Annotated in this window: 24 protein-coding genes and 1 pseudogene; 22 read left to right on the top strand and 3 right to left on the bottom strand. The window is 63.7% G+C overall.

Annotation, left to right across the window (positions count from 1 at the left end; translation table 11 throughout):
* Positions 1–167 precede the first annotated feature (167 nt).
* From trxA to rsmD, 3 genes and pseudogenes are all read left to right on the top strand, one after another.
* Positions 168–491 carry a thioredoxin gene (gene trxA, locus DXY03_RS00240; protein ID WP_006851354.1) on the top strand — a complete coding sequence of 108 codons (324 nt, stop codon included), beginning with the start codon at positions 168–170 and terminating at the stop codon, positions 489–491.
* 26 nt (positions 492–517) lie between these two features.
* Complete coding sequence (gene hisH / locus DXY03_RS00235; protein WP_115008637.1) at positions 518–1,159, top strand: imidazole glycerol phosphate synthase subunit HisH; 642 nt, start codon at positions 518–520, stop codon at positions 1,157–1,159.
* Positions 1,156–1,695, top strand: a pseudogene (gene rsmD / locus DXY03_RS00230) (16S rRNA (guanine(966)-N(2))-methyltransferase RsmD); the annotation flags it as partial. The gene hisH and the pseudogene rsmD, both read left to right, overlap by 4 nt.
* Positions 1,696–1,705: 10 nt before the next feature.
* On the opposite strand, the gene petG reads toward rsmD, so the two are convergent.
* Positions 1,706–1,822, bottom strand: a complete 117-nt coding sequence (gene petG, locus DXY03_RS12515; RefSeq protein ID WP_071823076.1) for a cytochrome b6-f complex subunit V — start codon at positions 1,820–1,822, stop codon at positions 1,706–1,708.
* A gap of 56 nt (positions 1,823–1,878) precedes the next feature.
* On the opposite strand from petG, the gene DXY03_RS00220 reads away from it, so the two are divergent.
* The 13 genes from DXY03_RS00220 to DXY03_RS00160 all read left to right on the top strand — a co-directional run bounded on the left by DXY03_RS00220 (position 1,879) and on the right by DXY03_RS00160 (position 13,020).
* Entirely contained in the window at positions 1,879–2,292 is a 414-nt protein-coding gene (locus DXY03_RS00220; RefSeq protein WP_170951916.1) for a c-type cytochrome, read from the top strand.
* A 9-nt stretch (positions 2,293–2,301) separates the two neighbouring features.
* Positions 2,302–3,048, top strand: a complete 747-nt coding sequence (locus DXY03_RS00215; RefSeq protein ID WP_115008635.1) for an RNA methyltransferase — start codon at positions 2,302–2,304, stop codon at positions 3,046–3,048.
* A gap of 28 nt (positions 3,049–3,076) precedes the next feature.
* Positions 3,077–4,222: a serine hydrolase gene (locus DXY03_RS00210; protein WP_115008634.1), complete on the top strand. Its 1,146-nt coding sequence runs from the start codon at positions 3,077–3,079 to the stop codon at positions 4,220–4,222.
* Positions 4,219–5,571: a DUF3370 domain-containing protein gene (locus DXY03_RS00205; RefSeq protein ID WP_115008633.1), complete on the top strand. Its 1,353-nt coding sequence runs from the start codon at positions 4,219–4,221 to the stop codon at positions 5,569–5,571. The genes DXY03_RS00210 and DXY03_RS00205 overlap by 4 nt, the downstream gene beginning before the upstream one ends.
* Before the next feature lie 20 nt (positions 5,572–5,591).
* Positions 5,592–6,680, top strand: a complete 1,089-nt coding sequence (gene bchI / locus DXY03_RS00200) for a magnesium chelatase ATPase subunit I (protein ID WP_115009220.1) — start codon at positions 5,592–5,594, stop codon at positions 6,678–6,680.
* Positions 6,681–6,698: 18 nt separating this feature from the next.
* The gene (gene ruvC / locus DXY03_RS00195; RefSeq protein ID WP_115008632.1) at positions 6,699–7,163 is read left to right on the top strand and encodes a crossover junction endodeoxyribonuclease RuvC; all 465 of its coding nucleotides are present in this window, start codon (positions 6,699–6,701) and stop codon (positions 7,161–7,163) included.
* Positions 7,160–7,708 carry a 5-formyltetrahydrofolate cyclo-ligase gene (locus tag DXY03_RS00190; protein WP_115008631.1) on the top strand — a complete coding sequence of 183 codons (549 nt, stop codon included), beginning with the start codon at positions 7,160–7,162 and terminating at the stop codon, positions 7,706–7,708. Before ruvC ends, DXY03_RS00190 begins: the two co-directional genes overlap by 4 nt.
* Positions 7,709–7,719: 11 nt before the next feature.
* A complete protein-coding gene (locus DXY03_RS00185) occupies positions 7,720–8,163 on the top strand; it encodes a hypothetical protein (RefSeq protein ID WP_115008630.1) in 444 nt (147 codons plus the stop codon).
* 7 nt (positions 8,164–8,170) lie between these two features.
* Complete coding sequence (locus DXY03_RS00180; protein ID WP_114988587.1) at positions 8,171–8,593, top strand: SufE family protein; 423 nt, start codon at positions 8,171–8,173, stop codon at positions 8,591–8,593.
* Positions 8,594–8,692: 99 nt separating this feature from the next.
* Positions 8,693–10,000 (top strand): homoserine dehydrogenase, encoded by a 1,308-nt coding sequence (locus tag DXY03_RS00175; RefSeq protein ID WP_115008629.1) that lies wholly within the window; start codon positions 8,693–8,695, stop codon positions 9,998–10,000.
* Positions 10,001–10,101: 101 nt separating this feature from the next.
* Positions 10,102–10,338, top strand: a complete 237-nt coding sequence (locus DXY03_RS00170; protein ID WP_041435076.1) for a hypothetical protein — start codon at positions 10,102–10,104, stop codon at positions 10,336–10,338.
* Between the two features lie 88 nt (positions 10,339–10,426).
* Positions 10,427–12,001, top strand: coding sequence for an ABC transporter substrate-binding protein (locus tag DXY03_RS00165; RefSeq protein ID WP_115008628.1), 1,575 nt, complete (start codon positions 10,427–10,429; stop codon positions 11,999–12,001).
* Positions 12,001–13,020, top strand: coding sequence for an ABC transporter permease (locus DXY03_RS00160; protein ID WP_115008627.1), 1,020 nt, complete (start codon positions 12,001–12,003; stop codon positions 13,018–13,020). The genes DXY03_RS00165 and DXY03_RS00160 overlap by 1 nt, the downstream gene beginning before the upstream one ends.
* Here DXY03_RS00160 and DXY03_RS00155 read toward each other — a convergent pair.
* Positions 13,014–14,588 (bottom strand): alpha/beta hydrolase, encoded by a 1,575-nt coding sequence (locus DXY03_RS00155; RefSeq protein WP_115009219.1) that lies wholly within the window; start codon positions 14,586–14,588, stop codon positions 13,014–13,016. The two genes, DXY03_RS00160 and DXY03_RS00155, sit on opposite strands and share 7 nt — an antisense overlap.
* A 77-nt stretch (positions 14,589–14,665) precedes the next feature.
* On the opposite strand from DXY03_RS00155, the gene DXY03_RS00150 reads away from it, so the two are divergent.
* Together DXY03_RS00150 and DXY03_RS00145 are read left to right on the top strand one after the other, a co-directional pair.
* Positions 14,666–15,940: an MFS transporter gene (locus tag DXY03_RS00150; RefSeq protein WP_256377234.1), complete on the top strand. Its 1,275-nt coding sequence runs from the start codon at positions 14,666–14,668 to the stop codon at positions 15,938–15,940.
* A gap of 145 nt (positions 15,941–16,085) precedes the next feature.
* Positions 16,086–16,421: a hypothetical protein gene (locus tag DXY03_RS00145; RefSeq protein WP_206749710.1), complete on the top strand. Its 336-nt coding sequence runs from the start codon at positions 16,086–16,088 to the stop codon at positions 16,419–16,421.
* Positions 16,422–16,517: 96 nt separating this feature from the next.
* Here the strand turns inward: DXY03_RS00145 and ychF are convergent, their stop codons facing one another.
* Positions 16,518–17,609 (bottom strand): redox-regulated ATPase YchF, encoded by a 1,092-nt coding sequence (gene ychF / locus DXY03_RS00140; protein WP_115008624.1) that lies wholly within the window; start codon positions 17,607–17,609, stop codon positions 16,518–16,520.
* A 51-nt stretch (positions 17,610–17,660) separates the two neighbouring features.
* On the opposite strand from ychF, the gene DXY03_RS00135 reads away from it, so the two are divergent.
* Genes DXY03_RS00135 through DXY03_RS00120 form a run of 4 tightly spaced genes read left to right on the top strand, consistent with a single transcriptional unit; the run spans position 17,661 to position 23,603 of the window.
* Positions 17,661–18,827, top strand: coding sequence for an efflux RND transporter periplasmic adaptor subunit (locus DXY03_RS00135; RefSeq protein WP_244272149.1), 1,167 nt, complete (start codon positions 17,661–17,663; stop codon positions 18,825–18,827).
* A gap of 24 nt (positions 18,828–18,851) precedes the next feature.
* Positions 18,852–21,812, top strand: a complete 2,961-nt coding sequence (polA, locus tag DXY03_RS00130) for a DNA polymerase I (RefSeq protein WP_115008622.1) — start codon at positions 18,852–18,854, stop codon at positions 21,810–21,812.
* 46 nt (positions 21,813–21,858) lie between these two features.
* Positions 21,859–23,340 carry a cysteine--tRNA ligase gene (gene cysS, locus DXY03_RS00125; RefSeq protein ID WP_115008621.1) on the top strand — a complete coding sequence of 494 codons (1,482 nt, stop codon included), beginning with the start codon at positions 21,859–21,861 and terminating at the stop codon, positions 23,338–23,340.
* A gap of 35 nt (positions 23,341–23,375) precedes the next feature.
* Entirely contained in the window at positions 23,376–23,603 is a 228-nt protein-coding gene (locus DXY03_RS00120; RefSeq protein ID WP_115008620.1) for a hypothetical protein, read from the top strand.
* The last annotated feature ends 21 nt before the right edge of the window (positions 23,604–23,624 follow it).

The raw sequence follows: 23,624 nt of genomic DNA, 5'->3' as shown, positions 1-23,624 counted from the left end.
TGGAAGTGTGCGGGCTTCGGCCCACACACTCCTCACACCCCCCGGCCCGGCGCGATCGGGCTTTCACTCTTTGTGGAGAGCGACTGTCACAGTTCCCTTCTCAGCAGGGTAGAGCTGTGTTTTCGCTCGAAACCGTTGCTAAATTCTCTCTAATTTCACCTGCTCATATGTCCAGCGCTGCTGCTGTCACCGACGCATCCTTCGAGCAGGACGTGCTCCAGAGCGACGTGCCGGTTCTCGTGGACTTCTGGGCACCCTGGTGCGGACCCTGCCGCATGGTGGCTCCGATCGTGGAAGAGATCGCCAAGGAATTTGACGGTCAGATCAAGGTGTTCAAGCTCAACACCGATGAAAACCCCAACGTGGCCAGCCAGTACGGCATCCGCAGCATCCCGACGCTGATGGTGTTCAAGGGCGGCCAGAAGGTTGACACCGTCGTGGGCGCTGTTCCCAAGGCAACCCTGTCAGGCACCATTTCCAAGTACCTCTGAATCCGTCTTCAGAACGGATCGACCGGTTGAGTCTGAATCTCGGGTTAATCGATTACGGCATGGGCAATCTCCATTCCGTGGAGAAATGCCTCGAGCGGCTTGATCAGGGCTGCTCTTTGATCCATAACGCCGACGATCTGGAGGGCGTCGATGCGCTGATCCTCCCCGGTGTCGGCGCCTTTGATCCGGCCATGGCCAACCTCAGGGCCACCGGACTGGTGCCCCACCTGCTGCGCTGGGGCCAGGAGGATCGCCCTTTGCTCGGCATCTGCCTCGGCCTTCAACTGCTGTTCGAGCACAGCGATGAAGGCAGCGATCCAGGCCTCGGGCTCTTGGGCGGACTGGTGAGCCGCCTGCCCAGCAACAGCGGCGAACGCATCCCCCACATGGGCTGGGCTCCGTTGAAGCATCACGGCACCTGCCCGCTGCTCAGCAACGATGCCCCGTCGGAGTGGGTCTATTTCGTGCACAGCTATGCCGCTGTTCCCAGCGATCGGAATGACCTCAAGGCCTCGGCTCCCTTCGGCGATCAGGAGGTGACCGCTGTGGTCTGGCGGGGCCGCGTCGGCGCTTGCCAGTTCCATCCGGAGAAGTCGTCCGATGCCGGAGAAGAGATGCTCAAACGCTGGATGACCTGGCTGCGCAACGGGGCTGAACCCTGCCCATGAGCGGTGGCGGGCAACTGCGCCTCAGCGGGGGGCGACGGCTGCTGAGCCCCGGGGGTCGCACGGCTCGGCCCACCACCTCCAGGGTGCGCGAAGCGGTGATGAACATCCTCGCGCCGCACCTGCAGGACTGCCGCTGGCTCGACCTCTGCAGCGGCAGCGGCGTGATGGGCTGTGAAGCCCTACAGCGGGGGGCGCGCCGTGTGGTGGCCGTTGATCAAGACCCGCAGTGCATCCGCGTGAGCCGCAGCAACCTCAGTGCCGTGGCTGCAAGCCGTTCACCGGCTCCGGAGATCCGCACCGAACGGCGGGAACTGATCTCGTGGCTGCGCAAGGGCTGGAGCCAGGAGCCCTTCGACATCGTCTATTTCGACCCTCCCTACGACCAGGGCCTCTACGAACCCTGCCTGATCGCCCTCGCCGAGGGGAATTGGCTTCACCAGGATTCTATGGTGGTGTGTGAACACCGCTCCAACCTGAACCCAGAACCGGGCTCAGATTGGACAGTGGTGGATCAACGCCGCTACGGCATCAGCAGCGTGATGCTGCTCAGCCCCCCAGAGCGCTGCCACCACGGCGGTACTGGTTCCATGCCGCCACGAACAGACCCATCAGCGTGACGGGGATCAGACCCAGAACGATGCCGCAGAGCAGAGGTTCGATCATCGCGTCGCGTCAGCAATCAGAATTAGGGAGAATTCTCTCATTGGAACTCCAGGTCTGTGGTCCAGCCGTCACGAATTGCGGCCGAATCGGCATCAGCTGATGCAAATGATTCGAGCGATCGGGGTCGCGGCCTGATCGCCGCGCTGGTGGTGTCGGCTGCCACGGCCTGCGTGGTGCTGGTGCTCTGGGTTCTGAGCAGCGCCCAGCAGGACCCCTACATCAAGGCCAGCCTTGAGCTGCAGGGGGCCGTGGACCACGGCGGCCAGCTGTTCCGGATCAATTGCGCCGGCTGCCACGGCCTGGCCGGCCAGGGGTTGGTGGGCCCTCAACTTCAGGGTGTCAGCAACCAGATCAAAGACCCCGTTCTGGTGCACCAGATCATCAGTGGCGAGACTCCCCCCATGCCGAGCTTTGAGATGGAACCGCAATCGATGGCCGACCTGCTGGCCTACCTGCACACCCTCAGCTGAGCCGCTGCCTTGAATGCCGTTGTCGTGCTGGTGGAGCCGGCCGGCCCTCTGAACATCGGAAGCGTGGCCAGGCTCTGCGCCAATTTCGGGGTGAACGAGCTGCGGCTGGTGGCCCCCCGCTGTGACCACCTCAGCGAGGAGGCGATGCTGATGGCCGTGCACGGCCAGGCGCTGCTTCAGGGCGCCGTGGTGGTTCCCGACCTGCTGACGGCCATCCATGACTGCCGCCGCACCGTAGGCAGTTGCGGACGCCTGGACCATGGCAAAATCCCCCTGCAAACACCCGAACAGGCCCTGGGCTGGTTGCTGGCCAGCGATGGCAGCAGCTTCAACTCAGACGCCCCCGTGGCCTTGGTGTTTGGACGGGAAGACCGCGGCCTCAGCAACAGTGAGCTGCGGCTCTGCCAGAGGGTTCTCTGCCTGCAGAGCGGGGAGGCTTATCCCTCGCTGAATCTCTCCCACGCCGTGGCGGTGGCGCTGCATGAGTTGGCCCGCCTCAACAGCGGGAGCACTGAAACCCGCTGCATCGAGCCCCCATCGCCGGACCCGGCAGCCGCCAAGGCGCTTTCAGCCTGTCTTGACGACGCCACTGACCTGCTGCTGGAGGCCGGTTTCCTGCTGGAGCACACCGCCTCAGCCCGCATGGCCAAGGTGCGGGATCTGCTGCAACGCGCCACGGTGCGCGCCGAAGAGGTGGCTCTGCTGCGGGGAATGGTGCGCCAACTGCGCTGGGCCATCCGCGCCAAGCGCCCCTAATCTCTGCCGAACAGTCACGGCTGAAAGGTTGAGCAGCAGTCGTTCGTCACGTCGCTCCGCCGGCTGGAAAGGTCCGGCCCAGCTCATTCTGCGGCTGGTGTTGATGGGGGTGGGTCTTGGACTGCTCACCGGCAGCGGCCTGCGGCTGTTGGCGCCCCGCGTTCAGCAACAGGAGATCGCCCTGCCCAGCTGGCTGGCCGATCAAGCCCTGATCACCACGCTGCTCGGTGACGCCGTGGAGCCGCCCAGCACTGAAAACGCCACAGGGAAGAAAACTGCTTCTGTGGTGGCGAAGGGCCTGAAGCAGGCACGCTTTGCCCCCAGGCAGGAAATCAGGGCGCTGAGTGAGCGCTGGCTGGAGCTGGCCGCACAACAGAGCGATCTGCAGGCCAGCGCCTACATGCTGATCCTCGACGACGGACGCTTTGCGGCCATGCAGGCCGAACGGCCGATGGCTGCCGCCAGCTCGATCAAGACGCCAATCCTGCTCGCAGTGCTGGAACTGCTGGATCAGGGAACACTGCAGTGGAACGAGCCGCTCACGCTCACCAAGGAGCTGGTGGGGGGAGGCGCCGGATGGATGGCCACCCGGCCTCTGGGGAGCCGCTTCCCCACCCATGAGGTGGCCACGGAAATGATCCGGGTGAGCGACAACTCCGCCACCAACCTGATGATTGCCCGGGCAGGGGGAATGGATGCGATCAACGCCCTCTTTCAGGAGCTAGACCTGCCCTCCACCGTGGTGAACAACTGGCTGCCGGATCTCGACGGAACCAACACCACCAGTGCCAGAGATCTCAGCCGGGCCATCGCCTTGGTGGACAGCGGCGAGCTGCTGGCCCCCCGCAGCCGGGATCTGTTTCGCGAGGTGATGGGCACGTCGATCACCAACACGCTGCTGCCCAGGGGCTTGATGCGCGGCCTCGGTGGCGCCCAGGGCGAACCGGACGCAAGCCTGGCCCGCAAGGGGTACCGCGTCTACAACAAAACAGGTGACATCGGCATCGCCTACGCCGATGCTGGGCTGATCGAACTCCCCGACGGACGACGCGCTGTGGCGGGATTTCTGGTGGAGGGCCCCTTCAACGACCCCCGATCCACCGAACTGATCCGTCGGCTCGCCGCTGCGATGGCACCGCACCTCAAACCCGTCCCCGTTCCGCCCAAGCCATGAAGCTCGCTCCGCTTTTGTCTGCTGCCTGGCTGGCTGTTGCAACCATGCCCGGCGCTGCGGAGGTGATTGAGCGTCAGCAGAGCGTTCGCCCCCTGCCGGGAGGCCTCGACAGCGTGTTGATGGTGAACGACAACAACCCCGAACTGATCGATGACGACGGCATCCTGATCTCAACCTTCCCCGATGGGAAGGCGGCGTCGGTTCCGGTGGTGCTCAACGGTCGCTTCGACCTGTTCAGCCACCACGTGTATGCCGGTGATACGGAGGGCAGCCCCAGCTCAACCCTGTGGCTGGCGGTGCTGGCAGCTCCGCTGGGGAATGCTCCTGTGACGCTGCAGCTGCTCTCGGGCAGCACTTCGCTCTCGCAGGCCACAGGGCCCGGCCAGACCCAGGCCCCCTTCCTGCCCTTCCCGAGCCTGATGCCGGAAACCACCGACGTGGTGGCGTCTGGCCCCGGCAGCCGTGTGGCCGGAGATCTGTTGGCCGGCCGCCGCGCAGCGGAACTGACCAACCGCCGCTGGAGCCTGGCTCCCGGCGCACCCACACAGCTGTTGCTGCTGCCCATTCCCGTGGCCGGTCTCGATCCCCTGCTCAACGGCCGCAACCTGCAACTGCGCTTCCACAGCTCCGGACCTGTGGCGCTGGCCACCCTGGCCGCCCACGGTGAAGACGGCAAGGCTCCAAGCGAGCAGCACTGGCTGCAACTGCTCAAGGACCAGCGCATGAGCAGCAAGGAGCACCAACCCACCCCACGGGGCAGCAAGGGCAAGATCATTTATTCCAGGGTGAGCGGTGTTCAGATCGGCAGCAGCTGGCGGGCGCGCATCACCGACCCGGGCAGCCCGGTGCTGGCCGCACCCAAGGCCCCCATCTCCTGGCCGATCAGCAGCCTGGAGCGCGGCACCCTCGCCACCAACCAGGTGCAAACCGCGGAACTCAAACGCTTTTATCCCGGCACCGCCTGGGCAGCCCATGGCAACTACGGGGTGGAGTACGACCTCACCCTGCCGCTGCAAAACACCGGTTCAGCCGCGGTCACGCTTCAGCTGTCGCTGGATTCGCCCCTCAAAGGCAACAGCACCACCTCTCTGCTGCGCTTCCGCGATGACCTCAACGGTCCGGTGATGTTCCGCGGGCCTGTGCAGACCACGGGTCTAGAGGATTCAGAGGGTGGTTCCAAGGGGCGCCAGACCCAGCACCTGGTACTGCGCCAGGGGCAGCAGGGGCCGTCCTTGGGACAGCTGATGCTCAAGCCAGGGGAGGCCAAGCAGGTGCGCGTTCGCCTGATCTATCCCGCTGATGCCACGCCACCGCAGGTCATCACCGTGCAGCCTGTGAAACAATCCTGAGCACGCCTAGAGAATTGCTCGTGACTGCACCCCGGAAGCGCAGGGTCTTCCCCTTCACTGCGGTGATCGGTCAAGAGGAGATGAAGCTGGCCCTGCTTCTCAACGTGATCGATCCGCGCATCGGCGGCGTAATGATCATGGGAGACCGTGGCACTGGCAAATCCACCACGATCCGTGCCCTGGCTGATCTGCTGCCGGACATCGACGTTGTCGCTGGAGATCCTTACAACAGCTCGGCCAGCGATCCCGACCTGCAGAGCAGTGAGGTGCGCGAGCGTATGCAGCAGGGGGAAACCCTGAGCACCGAACCGCGGCAGGTGCCGATGGTGGACCTGCCCCTCGGTGCAACGGAAGACCGACTCTGCGGCACCATCGACATCGAGAAAGCCCTGAGCGAAGGCGTGCGCGCCTTTGAGCCCGGCCTGCTGGCCAAGGCCAACCGCGGCCTGCTCTACGTGGATGAGGTGAACCTGCTCGACGACCACCTCGTCGACGTGCTGCTCGACTCCGCCGCCTCCGGCTGGAACACCGTGGAACGGGAAGGCGTCTCCGTGCGTCACCCCGCGCGTTTCGTGTTGATCGGCTCCGGCAACCCCGAGGAAGGCGAACTCCGCCCCCAGCTGCTCGACCGTTTCGGCATGAGCGTGGAAGTGCGCACCGTGCGTGATCCGGAACTGCGGGTGCAGGTGGTGGACCAGCGCACCTCCTTCGACAGCGACCCCGATGGCTTCAGCACCGCTGTGGAGGGCAATCAAAACGCCCTGCAACAGCGGGTGGTGGAGGCCCAGCAACGCCTCGGTCAGGTGACCATCGATGAGGATCTGCGCCTGCGCATCTCCGCCGTCTGCGGCGAGCTCGATGTGGATGGTCTGCGGGGTGACATCGTCACCAACCGTGCCGCGCGGGCCCTGGCCGCCTTCGAAGGACGCACGGAAGTGAGCGAGGAAGACGTGGCGCGCGTGGCCTCCTGCTGCCTGCGCCACCGTCTGCGCAAGGACCCCCTAGAGCAGGTGGATTCCGGCGACCGTGTGGTGAAGGTGTTCTGCAAGGTGTTTGAGCGCAGCGAGAGCAGCGACCGCGCTGATTTCGAACTGGCCCTCGCCGCCTGATCCCCCCACAATCAGCCCATGCGGATCCTCGGCATCGACCCGGGCCTCGCCCGGGTGGGCTATGGGGTGATTGACATCCAGGACGGATGCCAGCGCATGCTCGATTGCGGCATCATCCAGACCGATTCCGGTCGCTCTGACGGTGATCGCATGGTTGAGATCGCTGGCGACCTTCGCCAGCTGATCCGGATCTGGCGCCCGGACCTGGCGGCCGTGGAGAAGTTTTTCTTCTACCGATCCAGCAACACCATCAACGTGGTGCAGGCGCGGGGCGTGGTGGTGATGACCCTGGCCCGCTTCAAGATCCCGATGGTGGAGTTCCCACCCATGCAGATCAAACTCGCCGTGGCGGGGTTCGGCCATGCCGAGAAAGATGAAGTGCTGGAGGCGGTGATGCGGGAGTTGAACCTGGAGGAACCGCCCCGCCCGGACGATGCGGCCGATGCCCTGGCGGTGGCGCTGACGGCCTGGTTGCAGCGATGAGCAGCAAGCCAACCCTGCGCCGTCACTTCAAAGCCCAGCGTCATCTGGGGGAAGCCGCCACGCGATCCATCCAGAACGCCGTGGCGGCGCTGATCGACCAGTCCAACTGCGGCAGCCGCCATGTGGGCATCTACTGGCCCCTTCCGGGGGAGGTGGATGTACGGCCGCTGCGGGAGGGTCCCCATCCACCCTTGGCCTTGCCAGTGGCCAATGGCAACGGCCGGCTCATCTACCGAAGCTGGGGTGAGGACCCGCTTCAGCCCGATGGCTGCGGCATTCCCGCTCCTGCCGCTGGAGATGCTCTGCAACCCGATCAGCTGGCGCTGCTGCTGGTGCCGGCTCTGGCGGTGGACGGCGCGGGAATCCGCCTGGGCTACGGCGGTGGGTATTACGACCGGCTCAGGGCTGATCCCGCCTGGGCTGCCGTGCCGGCCTGGGTGGTTCTCCCCTCAACCTGCCTTGCGGCCGAGGCGTTGCCTCGGGAGTCCTGGGATATTCCGTTCACCGGCTGGATCACGGAGCAGGGTGCTGGTCGACCCGCCTGAGGGGCCGCATCATGGGCAGCATTGATCGCCCTTCCATGCTGCGTCTGCTGGCTCCACTGCTTCTGCTCGGCTCGGTGCTACAGGGTGCGCTGCTGGCCCCTGCCAAGGCCCATCAGATCGAAAGTGCTCTGCAGTATCTCGATGGTGATCTGCAATTGAGCAGCAGCTTTTCCAACGGTGAGCCAACCCAAGGGGCCGTTGTTCGCTTGCTCAATGCCGATGGCACGCCAGGGCAGGAACTGGGCCGCACCGACGCCGAGGGACGCCTCAGCCTCGATCTCAGCAGCGTGGGCAACGGCACCGTTGATCTCCAGGTGGACGGTGGTCCAGGCCACCGCGACTACCTCGAACTTCCCGTTCAAGACGGCGAAGTGGATCTGAACGAGGTGGTCATGTTCCCCTTCAGCCTGGTGATGGTGGGGCTGCTGGTTAGCGTGCGACGTCGAAACGACTGAGCCCCGCATGGCCACCAGCACCGGCAGTGATGCCCTCGACCGGATGGTGGAGCGCCTGGGCGGCACCGCCGATCCAAAACGCCGCTACGAATACGTGCTCTGGTTGGCCAAGAAGCTCGCGCCCATGCCGGCCGAAGAGCAGACCGACGACATCAAGGTGAAGGGATGTGTGTCGCAGGTGTTTGTGCGGGGTGCCCTCGATGAGGGAGTGATGCGCTGGCAGGGGGACTCCGATGCGCTGATCACCAAGGGACTGCTGGCCTTGTTGATCCAGGGGCTGGATGGATTGACGCCGGCCCAGGTGCAGGCGGTGGACCCGGCCTTCATTGCGGCAACAGGCCTGCAGGCCAGCCTGACGCCCTCCCGCGCCAATGGCTTCCTCAACATCCTTCTGGCCATGCAGGAGCAGGCCCGTCAACTGGACAGCTGACCCAAGCGCTGATCAGGACAGGGACAGAGACAGGAACAGAAGCCGAATCACGTCAATACATAGAGTCGCTCGCAAACGTTCCAACACGGATCACAGGGGATGGCAGCAAAGGTCGGCGTGGGTCTGCTGGGACTGGGCACGGTTGGCGGTGGGGTGGCATCGATCCTCCAGAACCCCAGCGAACGTCACCCGCTGGTGGGTGAACTGGAGCTGATCCGTGTTGCCGTCCGCGATCTGAACCGCCCCCGGCCCGTCGCCCTGGACGAAAGCCTGCTGACCACCGACCCATCGGCGGTGATTCAAGACCCAGCCGTGGACGTGGTGGTGGAGGTGATCGGCGGTCTGGAGCCGGCCCGCAGCCTGATTCTCCAGGCGATTGCAGCCGGCAAATCCGTGGTGACCGCCAACAAGGCCGTGATCGCGCGCCACGGTCAGGAAATCGCTGAAGCCGCGGCCGCTGCCGGGGTGTACGTGCTGATCGAGGCCGCCGTTGGTGGCGGCATTCCCATCATTGAGCCGCTGAAGCAGTCCCTGGGGGGCAACCGCATCAACCGCGTCAGCGGCATCATCAACGGCACCACCAACTACATCCTCACCCGCATGGCTGAGGAGGGGGCCGCCTATGACGCGGTGCTCAAGGATGCCCAGGAGCTGGGCTACGCCGAAGCCGATCCGGCAGCGGATGTGGACGGTCTTGATGCGGCCGACAAGATCGCGATCCTTGCGACCCTGGCCTTCGGCGGCAGCGTGGATCGCGCTGCCGTTCCCACCGACGGCATCAGTGGCCTGCAGGGCGTGGATGTGGATTACGCCAATCAACTGGGCTACGGCGTGAAGCTGCTGGCGGTGGCCGAGCGCATGGCAGAAAGCGGCGATCCCCTGCCCCTCTCCCTGCGGGTGCAGCCCACGCTGGTGCCCAAGGACCACCCCCTGGCCGGCGTGAACGGCGTCAACAACGCCATCCTTGTGGAAGGTGACCCCATCGGCCGAGTGATGTTCTACGGCCCCGGTGCGGGAGCCGGCCCGACCGCCTCTGCGGTGGTGGCCGACATCCTCAACATCGCTGGCATCCGCCAGGCCAGTGAAGGTCCCGGGAACGTGGATCCCCTGCTGGCCGCCAGCAGCTGGCGACCCTGCGCCCTGGTCGACTCAGGCGACATTCGCCAACGCCACTATGTGCGTTTCAAGACAAAAGACGCCCCCGGCGTGATCGGCAAGGTGGGTGGCTGCTTCGGCGAACGCAACGTGTCGATCCAGTCGATCGTGCAGTTCAATGCCAGCGACGCCGGCGCCGAGATCGTTGTGATCACCCATGAAGTGAGCCAACGCCAGATGAATGAAGCCCTGGACGCCATCCAGGCTTTGCCGGAGGTGTCTGGCCTCGCTGCTCACCTCGGCTGCCTCTAAGGAGAGCTTCGGCCCTGGCGAATGCCCCCTGGCGTGCGTCAGAGTGTCAAGAACTTTCACGGCACAGGCCTGAATCCTCAGATCTGTGCTCGAAACGGTTCATGCAGAACCTCACCTGCTCGAGTCCCGGTCAAGGCTGCCCCCTAGAGGAGGGGGTGAATCCGATGACGGTGCACCAGGGAGATTGCGTCAATCTCGACAGTGACGACGACACCTATCAAGTGATCGGCGTGGATGGTGACCATGACCGCTGCTGGGTGCGCCGCTGGCCCTTACAGAGCAACGAGGGCTCACCGGTGTTCGAAATCTCGTTGGAAAGGATTCGCCAGGTCGGGTAAGTCCCTGTTGAATGGGCCGACCCGTGTTGATTGAGGCCCGTTGAAGCGCACCGATCGCCCCACGAGATGGACGTGCGGTGGCGCGCTGATGGCCCTAGCCCTGACCATCACCCAGATGGGGTGTCAGGCCCCGCCCCCCACCAGCCGCATCACGGTGGCCTCAGCGGGCCGCATCAGCTCCCTGGATCCAGCCCAGGCCAGCACCCTCGGTGCCACGCAGCTGATCAGCGCCCTGGGGGATCCGCTCTATCGCCTGAAGCGGGATGGCTCCCTGGAACCCCGCCTGGCGGCCTCGGCCCCGGTTCTGAGTGATGGCGGTCGCACCGTCACGGTTCCCCTGCGCACCGATGTGCGATTCCACGATGGAACGCCGTTCGATGCCGCAGCCATGGCCTTCAGCCTGCGGCGCTTCCTCGAGATCGGAACCCTCAGCTATGTGGTGGGCGACCGGATTGCGGCGGTGGAGGAAGCCGACAGCCACACCCTGCGGCTGCGCCTCAGTCGCCCCTCCACATCCCTGCAGGGCCTACTGACGTCGATCAACCTCACCCCGATTTCACCAACGGCCTACAGCAACCATCAGGACCGTTTTCTGCACGACCGCTTTGTGGGGACAGGCCCCTACAAACTGACCCGCTTCAGCGAACATCAGCAACGCTTGGAGCCCTTTGCCCAGTACTGGGGTGAGGCGCCGCGCAACAACGGCCTCGATCTGATCACGCTGAGCAACTCCACGGCGCTCTACGGGGCATTGCGCAGTGGCGAGGTGGATCTGCTGCTCTCCGCCTCGATCGACGAAGACCAGCGCCACACCCTGCATGAACGGGCCAGCGCGGGGGAGCTGCACGAGTCGGTGGGTCCGGCGATGGAGATCGGCTACATCACCCTGCTGAGCAACCGGGAGCCATTCCAAGACCCCAAGCTCAGACGGGCCCTGGCCGTCAGCCTGAACCGAAGCGAGATCAGTGAACGGGTGAGCTACGGGCTGCGCCGTCCACTGCGGGCACTGGTTCCCCCCAGCCTGGCCGGCGGCGCCATGGCCCCTTGGCCCGAACACAACCCCGATCAGGCCCGAAAGCTGCTGCAGGCGGCGGGCTACTGCAACGGCAGCACCCTGCGCTTTCCGCTCACCTTCCGCTCCAATGTGCCCGCCGACCAATTGCTGGCCCTCACCTGGCAGGCCCAGGTGCAACGGGACCTCTCGGATTGCCTGGTGTTGGATCTCGATGGCGTCGAATCCACCACCATCTACCGCCAGCTGGGGGAAGGTGCCTTCAAAGCCGTGATGCTGGATTGGCGCGGCAGCTACCCCGATCCGGAGGCCTATCTGACGCCGCTGTTGAGCTGCACCTCGGTGGAGGGCAACATCTGTATGGAAGGAGAAGCAGTCATCAGCGGCAGCTTCTGGAGTGCCCCCGGATTGCAGACCGCCCTGCTGAAATCCGACACGCTGACGGGCGATGCCCGCCGCACCGCCCTGGATCGTGTGGACCATCTCTCCGCCGACGGTGCCGCCTACATCCCCGTCTGGCTGGATTCACCTCGGGCCTGGGCCCAACTGAACCTCAACCCTCCACGATTTGATGGCAGTGGTCAGCTGATGCTCGCTGAGCTGGAGCGCCGGCAGGACGGAGCATCAAAGACAGGAGCGACGAACAACTGATGGGACGCGCCCGAGACCTCGCCCGCTACAGCGCCACCCGCCTCGCCCTGGCGCCATTGATGTTGTGGCTGATCGCCAGCCTGGTGTTCCTGTTGCTGCGCGTCGCCCCAGGGGATCCCGTGGATGCGGTGCTCGGCAGCCGAGCCCCCGCCGCTGCCAAAGCCGCCATGCGAGCTCGGCTTGGCCTGGATCAATCGTTGCTGGATCAGTACCTCAGCTATCTCAATGGATTGATCCACGGCGATCTGGGGCAGGCCCTGATCAACCAGGAGCCGGTGCGAGCAATCATCGGCAAAACCCTGCCCGCCAGCCTGGAGCTGAGCGTGATCGCCCTGGTGTTGGCTGCTGTGGTGGGGCTGAGCATTGGCTTCAGTGGCATTGCCCGGCCCGAGGGAAAGATTGACCTGGGCGGACGCCTCTACGGATTGGGCACCTATGCCCTGCCGCCCTTCTGGGTGGCCATGCTGGTGCAGCTGGTGTTCGCCGTCAGCCTGGGCTGGTTGCCGGTGGGCGGGCGCTTCCCCCCCAGCCTTCTCCCCCCCGAGGGCAGCGGATTTTTCCTGCTGGACAGCGCTCTGCAGAACAACTGGACCGCGTTCCGAGGCAGCGTGCGTCACCTGATCCTGCCCGCGGGGACCCTGGCCCTGCTACTCAGCGGCACCTTCACGACCGCCCTGCGACTGAACCTGCGACGCACCCTGCGAGGCGACTACGTGGAAGCGGCGCGCAGCCGCGGCCTCAGTGAACGCCAGGTGATCCTGCGCCACGGACTGCCCAATGCTTTGCTGCCGGTGCTCACCATTGCTGGCATCACCGTGGCTTCCCTGATCGGTGGGGCCCTGCTGATTGAAGTGACCTTCTCCTGGCCAGGCATTGCCTTGCGGCTGCAGGAAGCCATCAACCAGAGGGACTACCCCGTCGTTCAGGGGATCGTGGTAGTGATCGCCGCCCTGGTGGTGCTGGTGAGTGTTGCCGTCGATCTACTGGTGGCCAGCCTCGATCCACGGGTGCGCTACTGATCCAGCAGCTGCTGGGCCCTGCGACGGCCCAAGCGATGCCAGCGCGTCTTGGAACTGGCGTCCATCAGGTGAACGGCATCGTTGCTGGGTGGCGGGGAGTTCAGGGAATCAAGAAAACGAATGACTTCATGGGCAATCACCCGTTGAACGCTAAGGGGATTGACACCCACCAACTCTTCGCCGAGCCGGAAGAGGTCATCCCCCTCTGACGCCATTCCCTGGCCATCCACACGAATCGGCGAAAAGTGACTGGCCCCCTCAACCACCACCACCCGGCTGGCGGGATGCTCCGCCAATCCAGCCAAAAGAGCCAGCTGCTCATCCAGAGGAGGGGTGATCAGATCGAGGGTCCCACCCACCATCAACAGCGGAATCGGCAACGCCAGACTGGCGCGGTGCGGCCAGATCAACCCGCCAAAGCTGTTGAGCCCCACCACCGCCCGGGGCGGCGGGTCGATCGCTTTGCCCTCGAGCACACGGCCTGCCGCCAGTTCGCACTGGAGCAATTCCGACAGGTTGGTGAGGGGCAAGCCCGCCAGGGCCGCTTCACAGCGCTGGGCGATCCCGGGCACCAGCTCCGCCCCACTGGCCAGGTGGGCCGTCAAGGCACCCAGGGAATGGCCCATCAGCACCACCTCGGTCCCGGGGATGTCCAGATCGCCTCGTTGTTGCGCCTCCAGCACCGCCGCCAGGTCAGCCAAGCGATCACGAAGTGCTGCGGCGCCATCGAACGACTGCCGCCCCTCGAGCAAACCCTGAACAGCGGCGGCATCGCTGCCGGGATGCTCCAGCACCAGCACGGGCCAGCCCGCCTGCATCAACGAACGGGCCAGCCAGTGGAAATGATTAGGGTCCCCGCCCAGCCCCGGCATCATCAAGACCCATGTCTGATCCGCACGAGGCGACTGGGGGATCCAACGTTCCAGCTGCAATGGACGTGAACGATGGCCCACCGCAAGCGTTGCGTGACGGGGCGCATCAGCCGAGGCAGAACGCTGCCTGCCCTGAAGGGGCTGCAGCCGAGCCTCTTCCTCAGCCAAAGCCCGCATCAAGGCCTGATGACGCTTCAATTCCAGCCGCCAGCGGTTGGCAACAGCCACCAACGCATCCAGATCCAGACGCAACTGCGGGGTGGGCAACGCCTCCAACACATCCAGCGTTGAGACAGTTTCCTGCCGTTCGAGCAGCTGCTCCAGCGTGGGGAGCACCAGGGAACGCTTGATGCGCTGTCCGTCCTCCACGCGAATCAATTCCCCCAGAGCATCCAGCAGCGGCCCCGCCCCCCAGCTGCTGAGCAGCTGACGACCGAGGCTGAGGCGGGAGAGCACCGGAGCCTGGAGCAGACGGATCAGGCCTTCGCGGCTCTCGGGAGCGAGAAGCCCCATCCAGGTGGACAACTCCGATCGCGAAAGCTGCGCCAGATCAGCCGTCGGCGAGCGCACAAAGGCGCCTAGTTCCTCCACTGAAACCGGAAAAACCACACCGTCGATCTTGACCTCCACACGTTCTGTGGAGCCAACAGGCCACGATCCGCATGTGCTGAGCAGCAGACTGCCCATCAAGCCCATCGCGATGCATCGTCCTGTTAAGCGTCCGCGCAGCAACGCCTGACCCTCAGCGGTGGTGGAACCAGTTTCCATCACCGCTGAGAAACGTCACCCGACTGAGGTTTCTGGCCTCAATCGGTGCCGGCGGAGTGATGTTCATGACGCCGCTGATCTTTCATGCGATTGACTTCTCAGCCCGTGAAGTGGGAAGCGGCCTGGCCGTCTCCGCTCTGATCGGCACGGTGGTGCGTCTGCTCAGTGGCGCTTTGCTCGATCGCGGCATCCGCTGCTCCTGGCCGGTACGGGGCACAACCCTGTTGGCCATTGCCGCTGATCTGATCCTGCTGCAGGCCAACAGCTACAACAGCTATCTGCTCGGACAACTGCTGCTGGGCTGCGCGGCGGGTCTGTACTGGCCTGCCATCGAATTGGCCGTTCCGCTGAGTTGCGGCAACCTGCCCTCCAGTCGGGGCTACGCCCTGGTGCGCAGTGCCGATGCTCTGGGGATCGGCATTGGCACGCTGATCGGAACCGCTGCCGCGACCCTGGGAATCCTGCGGACGGTGTACAGCGTTGAGGCGGTTTGCATGGGCGCTGTGCTGGTGCTGATCAGCCTTGTTCCCCTCCAGGACGGTCCGCCCTACCGCAACCTCAGCGGCAACAGCCCAGATCCGCTTGGCCAACGACCACGGCCGATGACCCGGCTGCCTTGGCTGCTTCCCCTGCTGCCGGTGCTGTTGATCAGTGTGGTGGCCACAGGGATCCTGGCCCTTCAACAGAGTGCGCTTCCCCTCGATCTGGTGCGCGGGGGGATGATGCGACCGGCCCTGAGCGAGAGCCACAGCAGTGCCCTGATCGCCCTTCAGTTGACCTTGCTGGTGAGCCTGCAGTGGCCGGTGGGCCGATGGCTGGCGGAGCGCAGCGTTGCCTTCGGCCTCGGATTGAGCCTGGCGGGATTCAGTCTGGGCTGCAGCCTGATTGCACTCTCCTCCCTGTTCGAGAACGGAACGATCCTGGTGCTGGCAGCGCTGCTGCCAATGGCCTTCGCCCAGGCCGCTTTCCTGCCCACGGCCACAGAAGCCGTTATTGAAGAGACACCACCAGAACACCGTGGCTTGGCGATGGCTCTGTTTTCACAGTGCTTCGCCATCAGCGCCATCGTGGCGCCCCTCGCTGGTGGAGCCCTGCTGGACCTTCAAAACAATGGCCTGCTGCTCTGGCTGCTGATGGGTGGGGCATGCCTGGTCGTGCTCCCTACCCTGCGCAGCCTCAAGCCGCGCTACGGGGTGACAGCAACAGGCCAGGACATCGCCCCGCCAGAACAACAAAGCTTTGATGCTCTGGCAGGCAGTTCAGGTCAACAACATCGTTGAGAGCTGACGGCAGAGGATGAAGACCATCCGAGGACCAAGAGAAAGCCATCTCTCAGTTAGATGCTGACGAAAATACTGAAGAAGACCTGACTCCTCTTTTTGCCCTACAAAATGATCTCAACTAGAGAACAGATGTTCATGCTCTATGGACGTACAAAGAATTGATCAGCAGCCAAACTGTGTTGACCACAACACCGCAAAAGCAAGATCAGATCGCTCAATGAAATGGTTCACTGCGATGCTGCTCACCGTCATATTTTCTCCGCTTGCCAGTGCCACTCAGCACGATGGACGGGCACTGGTGGCTCACGGAGAGCGCAAGAAAGCGGCTTACCTGGTTCTAAGCACAATCACCCAGGAGATCGAACTCATTCCAGTTGAATCCCTGAATCAATGCGAGAAAATTGGAAGTGAGATCATGAAGGGTGGAAAGTTGAGCAAGTTCCTCAAGGGATACAAGTGCATTCAGGGCTTGCTCTAGGCGAACCAACTAGAGATCACTGATATTTCCCCAATCAAGCACTCTTGAAAAGTCAAAGAGCGCTAGAGGGAATGTCTAGGGAATCAAATGCTTTGACTAAACGTTGAACAGGAACTCCATCACATCACCTTCATCCACCACATACTCCTTTCCTTCACTGCGCAGCCAACCTTTGTTGCGGGCTTCTGCCAGTGATCCGGCCTCCAACAGCTTCTCCCAACCGATGGTCTGAGCGCGGATGAAGCCCCGCTCGAAATCGGTATGAATCACACCGGCAGCCTGCGGAGCGGTCATCCCGGCTTTGAAGGTCCAGGCCCTTGTTTCCTTTTCACCGGTGGTGAAGTAGGTGCGCAGCCCGAGCAATCGATAGGTGGCCCGAATCAGGCTTTGCAGACCGCCTTCCGTCACCCCAAGACCTTCCAGATAGTCCGCGGTTTCCTCATCTCCCAGTTCCACCAACTCCGCTTCCACCTGGGCAGAGATCCGCACAGTTTCGGCACCTTCCTTGGCGGCCAGTTCAACCACCTCGCTGCAGAAGGCATTGCCTTCAGCCAGGTCGTCTTCACTCACATTGGTGGCGTAGATGATCGGCTTGGAAGTCAACAGCCCCAAGGGCTTGATCATCGCCGCTTCTTCCTCGCTCAGATCGACGCTGCGAGCCGCACCACCGTTCTCGAGCACCGCCTGAATCCGTTCAAGAGCAGCGTCTTCCACCTGCGCTTCTTTGCTGGTGCGCATCTGCTTCTTGAGACGCTCCCGGCGCTTCTCAATCTGAGCCAGATCCGCCAGACCCAGCTCAAGATTGATCACCTCCGCATCCCGGGAGGGACCCACTGACCCTGAAACGTGAATGACGTCATCGTCCTCGAAGCAGCGGATCACGTGAACAATCGCGTCCACCTCACGGATGTTGGCCAGAAACTTGTTGCCCAGACCTTCGCCCTGGCTGGCGCCTTTCACCAGACCAGCAATGTCGACAAACTCCATCCGGGTCGGAATGGTGTCCTGGCTTTTGCTCAGTTCTGTGAGCCGGTCCAATCGTTCATCGGGCACCGCCACGGTGCCAACGTTGGGCTCGATCGTGCAGAACGGAAAATTGGCAGCCTGCGCCTGAGCGTTGGCGACCAACGCATTGAACAAGGTGGACTTGCCCACGTTGGGCAATCCGACAATTCCGGCTTTGAGCATCGGCGGAATCTACCGGCCAACGGCGAGACTGTTGTGAAGTTTTGTGGGCCCATGCTGCAGTCCTTGCGCTCCCCTGCGTCCCCATCGCCTGAAGCAGAGCTGGCCTCAGTGGCAAAAGCACGATCCAGCCGGCGCAAAACCGCAATGGTGGGAGTGCTGCTGCTGGCCTTGGGCGGAGGTGGGCTGCTGCTGCGTTTCGGTCCTTGGAGCAACCGTCAACGGGATCTGACGCCCTTCACCACCACAGCTGAACGCGGCGTGCTCTCTGGAGTGATCAGCGCCAGCGGGGAACTGCAGGCCCAGCAGAAGGTGAACGTGAGTCCGCGCCAGCCGGGTCTGCTGGCGGAGCTGATGGTGGATGAGGGGGATGTGGTGGAGAACGAGCAGGTGCTGGCGGTGATGGATCGCGGCGATCTCGATGATCGGCTGCAGGAGAAGCAGGCTCTGCTGCGTCAGGCCGACGCCAACTATCAGAACAAGAGGGAGGATTTCGAACGTCGCAGCCAGCTGTATGCCAGCGGCGCGCTCAGCGCTGACGACTTCAGTGATGCGCGCTTCGAGATGCTGGCCAGGCAGGCGGGTCTGGTGGCAGCCCGAGAACGGGTGGAGCAACTGGAACAGGAAAGCCGAGAAAAGACGATCCGCGCCCCCTTCTCAGGAACGATCACAGCGCGCTACGCCGAACCGGGGTCATTTGTGACCCCCACCACAGCCGCCTCGGCCACAGCCGGTGCCACCAGCGCCTCGATCGTTGAGCTCTCGCAAGGCTTGGAGGTGAGGGCCCGCGTTCCGGAAAGCGACATCGGCCGCATCCAGCCCGGCCAAACCGCCAAGATCAGGGTGGATGCCTATCCCGATGAGCGCTTCCAGGCAACGGTGAGTGAGGTTGCACCCCGCGCCGCGAAAGAAAACAGCGTCACCTCCTTTGAAGTGAAGCTGAACTTCGTCAACCCGCAGAAGAAACTGAAGATCGGTATGACCGCCGACATCAATTTCCAAACCGGGCGCAGTGCGCCCGAAATCCTGGTGCCCACCGTGGCGATCACCCTTGAAGACGGCAAACAGGGTGTGTTGCTGGTGGATGAAAACCAGCAACCACGTTTTCAGCCGGTGGAACTGGGCAACAGCAGCGGCGACAAGACTGCAATCCTGAACGGTCTCGAATCAGGAAGCCGCGTGTTCATCGATCTGCCCCCATGGGCCGATCGCCGCGATTGATCCACCCACACTTTCAACACCGTCATGCCCGAGGCCACCGCCAAGCCCCTTCTGCTGCTTGTGGATGGCCATTCCCTGGCATTCCGCAGCTTCTACGCCTTCAGCAAGGGGGGGGAAGGCGGTCTGGCCACCAAAGACGGCCGGCCCACCAGCGTGACCTATGGCTTTCTCAAAGCCCTGCTGGAAAACAGCAAAACCCTGAAGCCAGAAGGCGTTGCCATCGCCTTCGACACAGCCGAGCCCACCTTCCGCCACAAGGCGGACGCCAACTACAAGGCCCACCGGGATGTGGCGCCTGAGGTGTTCTTCCAGGACCTCGAACAGCTGCAGCAGATCCTCGAAACGCACCTGCAGCTCCCCCTCTGCATGGCACCGGGCTACGAAGCCGACGATGTGCTGGGAACCCTGGCGAACCGAGCGGCCGACTCGGGATGGGGCGTGCGGATCCTTTCGGGAGACCGCGACCTGTTCCAGCTGGTGGATGACAGCCGTGACATCGCAGTGCTCTACATGGGTGGCGGCCCCTACGCCAAAAGCAGTGGCCCAACACTGATCCGCGAAGAGGGGGTGCTCGGCAAGCTCGGCGTGATGCCCGACAAGGTGGTGGACCTCAAGGCCCTCACCGGGGACAGCTCCGACAACATCCCCGGCGTGCGTGGTGTTGGCCCCAAAACAGCCATCAACCTGCTGAAAGACAACAGCGACCTCGACGCGGTGTACGCCACCCTCGAGGAAGTGGAAGCCGAAGGGCCGAAAGCCAGCCGGGGCGCCATCAAAGGAGCTCTGAAAGGAAAGCTGCGCGCCGACCGCGACAACGCCTACCTGTCGCGCAAGCTGGCCGAGATTCTCGTCGATGTTCCCCTGCCCAAGGAACCCAGCCTGCCGTTGTCGTCGGTGGATGCCGACGGCCTGAGCAGCTGCCTGGAAGACCTCGAGCTCAACAGCCTGCTGCGCCAGGTGGGCGGCTTTGTGGCGGCCTTCTCCGAAGGGGGCTACGGGGCCAATGCGGAGGCCGCTGCAGCCAAGACCCCCCGGCGCTCAGCCAGCGCGGAACAGCCAGCTGCCGAAGCCGCAACCGAACCGGCAACCAACGACGACGTGGGTCTGCCGGCCCTGAAGCCGCAGCTGATCCAGACCGAAACAGCCCTGGACGCTCTGGTGCAAAGGCTGATGGCCTGCACCGACAGCAGCCTGCCTGTGGCCTTCGACACCGAGACCACCGACCTCAACCCGTTCCGCGCCGAACTGGTGGGCATCGGCATCTGCTGGGGAGAGGCCCTGGACGCACTCGCCTACATCCCGCTGGGTCACAAACGCAGTGAAGACAGCAGCCCGGAGCAGCTGCCCTTGGAAACCGTGCTCACCGCCCTCGCCCCCTGGCTGGCCAGCAGCAACCACCCCAAGGCTCTGCAGAACGCCAAATACGACCGCTTGATCCTGTTGCGGCATGGCGTTGCCCTGGAGGGCGTCGTGATCGACACGCTGCTGGCCGATTACCTGCGGGATGCCGCAGCGAAACACGGTCTGGAGCTGATGACCGAACGGGAATTCGGCTTCCAGCCCACCGCCTTCACCGATCTGGTGGGCAAGAAGCAAACCTTCGCCGATGTGCCGCTGGAGCCCGCCAGCCTGTACTGCGGTATGGACGTGCACGTCACCCATCGCCTCGCCCTGCTGCTGCGACGTCAGCTGGAGGCCATGGGCCCCCAGCTGCTGCCGCTGCTGGAGCAGGTGGAACAGCCGCTGGAACCGGTGCTGGCCCGGATGGAATCCACCGGAATCCGCATTGATGTGCCCTATCTCCAGGGCCTTTCCGAGGAGATGGGCTCCACCCTGCAGCAGCTGGAATCCGACGCCAAAGCGGCCGCTGGAGTGGACTTCAACCTGGCCTCACCCAAGCAGCTGGGAGAGCTGCTGTTCGACACCCTTGGCCTGGATCGCAAGAAATCCCGACGCACCAAAACCGGCTTCAGCACCGACGCCACCGTGCTGGAGAAACTCGGCAACGACCACCCGGTGGTGCCCCTGGTGCTGGAGCACCGGGTGCTCAGCAAGCTGAAAAGCACATACATCGACGCCTTGCCGCAGCTGGTGGAGGCGGAAACCGGGCGGGTCCACACCGATTTCAACCAGGCCGTAACGGCAACGGGGCGGCTGAGCAGTAGCAATCCCAACCTGCAGAACATTCCGGTGCGCACCGAGTACAGCCGGCGGATCCGCAAGGCCTTCCTGCCTCAGGAGGGCTGGACCCTGCTCAGCGCTGATTACTCCCAGATCGAGCTGCGCATCCTCACCCACCTCTCGGGAGAAGAGGTGCTGCAGGAGGCCTACCGCAGTGGCGACGACGTGCACGCGCTGACCGCCAGGCTGCTGCTGGACAAAGACGAAGTCAGCCCGGACGAGCGTCGGCTCGGCAAAACGATCAATTTCGGTGTGATCTACGGCATGGGAGCCCAGCGCTTCGCCCGGGAAACCGGCGTGAGCCAGAGCGAAGCCAAGGAGTTCCTGGCCAAGTACAAGCAGCGCTACCCGAAGGTGTTCGCCTTCCTCGAGCTGCAGGAGCGGCTCGCCCTCAGCCGCGGTTACGTGGAAACCATCCTCGGCCGCCGGCGGCCGTTCCACTTCGATCGCAACGGCCTGGGGCGGCTGCTGGGCAAGGACCCCCTGGAGATCGACCTCGATGTGGCCCGACGCGGTGGCATGGAGGCGCAGCAACTGCGGGCGGCGGCCAATGCCCCGATTCAGGGCTCGAGTGCCGACATCATCAAAGTGGCGATGGTGCAGCTGCAAGAAGCCCTGCAGCGTCAGGGCCTACCGGCCCAGCTACTGCTGCAGGTGCACGACGAACTGGTGCTCGAGGTGGCGCCGGACGCGCTGGACGCCATCCGAGAGCTGGTGGTGCAGACCATGGAACAGGCCGTTGCGCTGAGTGTTCCCTTGGTGGTGGAGACCGGCGTCGGCGCGAACTGGATGGAGGCGAAATAAACGCAGCCGAACAGGCCGTAGCCTCATCCTGAGCTCCTGATCAGCTGTGTCCCTGCGCTTCACCAACAGCCTCACAAGCCGCACCGAAGCGTTCGAGCCCCTCACAGAGGGCAAAGCCAGCATCTATTGCTGCGGCGTGACGGTCTATGACCTCTGCCACCTGGGCCATGCCCGCAGCTACATCAACTGGGATGTGCTGCGGCGATATCTGATCTGGCGCGGGTACGACGTCACCTACGTCCAGAACTACACCGACATCGACGACAAGATCCTCAACCGCGCCGATGAGGAGGGCATCACGATGCAGGCGGTGAGTGAACGCAATATCGAAGCGTTCGAGGTCGACATGGGGCGTCTGAATATTCTCCCGGCCGACCGAATGCCACGGGCCACCGGCTGCATCGAAGGCATCCAGACACTGATCAGCGAACTGGAATCCAAAGGAGCCGCCTACAGCTCAGACGGTGATGTCTACTTCGACATTTCGAAGGCCAAGAACTACGGCAAGCTCAGCGGCCGCGACCCCAACGACCAGCAGCAAGGAGCCAGCGGTCGAACCGCTGATGGAGAGGAAAGCCGCAAGCGTCATCCCTTTGATTTCGCCCTGTGGAAGGGGGCCAAAGCCGGAGAACCCAGCTGGGAATCCCCCTGGGGACCAGGCCGCCCGGGCTGGCACATCGAATGCTCAGCGATGGTGCGCCAGGAACTGGGGCAAACCATTGACATTCACCTCGGTGGCGGAGATCTGGTGTTCCCGCACCATGAAAACGAGATTGCTCAATCGGAAACCGCCAACGGCACAACCCTGGCGAAGCTATGGATGCACAACGGCATGGTCAATGTCGGGGGCACCAAGATGTCCAAATCGCTCGGCAACTTCACCACCATCCGCGCCTTGCTGGACAGTGGAATCTCGCCGATGACCCTTCGCCTGTTTGTGCTGCAGGCGCACTACCGCAAACCGCTTGATTTCACCGCCGAGTCCCTTGAGGCCGCAGCCACCGGCTGGAAGGGTCTGAATGCGGCCCTGAGCCTTGGCGATCGCCACGGCGAGAGCCTTGGCTGGAGCATCTCCGCACCGCTCACAGAGGGCGCCATGACCGCCAACGGAGGTCCAGCCGACACCGCTCTGGTGGAGTTCGAACAACGCTTCATCAGCGCCATGGACGATGACCTCAACAGCTCGGGCGGACTGGCCGTTCTGTTCGATCTGGCCAAGCCCCTGCGGGCCCTCGCCAACCGGCTGGAACGGGGGGAAGACGCCGCCCTGCCTGAGCCGGAGTTGAAGGATCTGGAGGGGCGTTGGCAGCTGCTGCGACACCTGGCGGCGGTACTGGGACTGCGCTCGGAAGCGGAAGCCGCCACCAGCCTCGACGACGGCGCCATTCATGCAGCCATTGCGGCGCGCAAGGCAGCGAAAGCAGCCAAGGATTACGCGGAGGCCGACCGGATCCGGGATGAGCTCGTCGCCCAAGGGGTGGAGCTGATCGACAAACCCGGCGGAGTGACGGAGTGGATCCGCGCCTGATCCCGGCAGACTGAACCCCGATCCTGTTGCTCCCCATGCTCTGGCTGAAGAAGCTGAACTTCATGGAAACCGCCAAGCTCGAGATGGAGCTGATGAAGGCCCTTGATGCTGGCGAGGATCTTGAGGCGAAGCTCACGGCTCAGAAGCAACTGGCCGCTTCCACGGGCGATGCGGAGCAAGCCTGGAAAGCAGAGGTGTGGGACAAGATGCTGCAGAGGATTCGCAAGATGGAATCCATGCTCAATTCCTCGGATCAGCCGTAGGCACTCTCCAAGTGAATCTCC

The organism is Synechococcus sp. N5 (genome assembly GCF_900473925.1).
In the GTDB taxonomy this organism is placed as follows: domain Bacteria; phylum Cyanobacteriota; class Cyanobacteriia; order PCC-6307; family Cyanobiaceae; genus Parasynechococcus.
This window is presented reverse-complemented; position numbering and strand designations above follow the sequence as displayed.